The 901-nt window shown below is 43.3% G+C and carries 1 protein-coding gene and 1 pseudogene; both read right to left on the reverse strand.

What is annotated here, in order from left to right; genetic code table 11:
• Positions 1 to 492: pseudogene (locus Xhom_RS25055) on the reverse strand (transposase); the annotation flags it as partial.
• Between the two features lie 22 nt (positions 493 to 514).
• Positions 515 to 838: an IS630 transposase-related protein gene (locus tag Xhom_RS25060; RefSeq protein WP_069315525.1), complete on the reverse strand. Its 324-nt coding sequence runs from the start codon at positions 836 to 838 to the stop codon at positions 515 to 517.
• Positions 839 to 901: the final 63 nt, after the last annotated feature.

Raw genomic sequence — 901 nt, forward strand, 5'->3', positions numbered from 1 at the left:
ACATAACCTGACATATTCAATATGCTCCGTAAACAACTCATCAACTGAACATCTTTTTTGCCTCCTTATCGCTTTTGCTCCGCCCCATTTGTGTTCTATAGGGTTCAAATCCGGACTATAAGCGGAAAGCCATTCCAGTTGACATTTGCTGTCTGCTATCGCTTGTGTCGTGTCATTCCGTTTATGGAAAGGCGCATTATCCATCACTATCACTGCTCCGTGTGGAAGCTTTGGCAGCAAATCTTGCGTTACCCACGCATAAAAAACATCGGCATTAATATTCTCGGTAAATAAGCTTAAGGTGACGAAGGTATTTTCGAGAATGGCGCCAATGACGTTGATACGGCCTTTTGCGTGCCAGTCATGCGTACCAAAACAGCGTAACCCTTTTTCCGAATATCCATGTTTACGTGGCATCGATTGAGCAAAACCACTTTCATCCAAATAAACAATGGGTCTGCCAGTCTGTTCATAATCGCTGATGCGCTCGAGAAATGCCTGACGAACTTGAGGATCAGCGCGAGGGGGTTGGAGCGTTTTTTTTCTGGGTGATCCGAAGCCGTTTCAAGGCGTAATGAATAGCCGATTGTGAGACACCTAAACGTTTTGCTCTTTCCCATTGATAGTCATCAGGAAAATTTTGGACATCCGCAATGAGTACCTCATCAGGGATTTTCGTGGCGGGTTTATTGCGGGTCATACAAGGTTCTATTTTATTGCACCACCGGAACAAGGTACGCAGGGAGATTTCAAAATGGGCACTCGTTTGTTCGAAAGTCAACGAATGCTTGTCTTTGTATGCCAGTACTCGCTTTCGAAAATCTAAGCTGTAGCCCATCTCATTTTATGCCTTGTCATCTTAGATTTAGATATTATGTCATATTAATATGATTTAGCTATA

Origin of the sequence: Xenorhabdus hominickii (assembly GCF_002632725.1) — a bacterium.
GTDB lineage: Bacteria > Pseudomonadota > Gammaproteobacteria > Enterobacterales > Enterobacteriaceae > Xenorhabdus > Xenorhabdus hominickii.

Bases quoted from the DNA above. Each gene is read 5' to 3' on its own strand.
- Xhom_RS25060 (WP_069315525.1), bottom strand. From the start codon at position 838: ATGGGCTACAGCTTAGATTTTCGAAAGCGAGTACTGGCATACAAAGAC.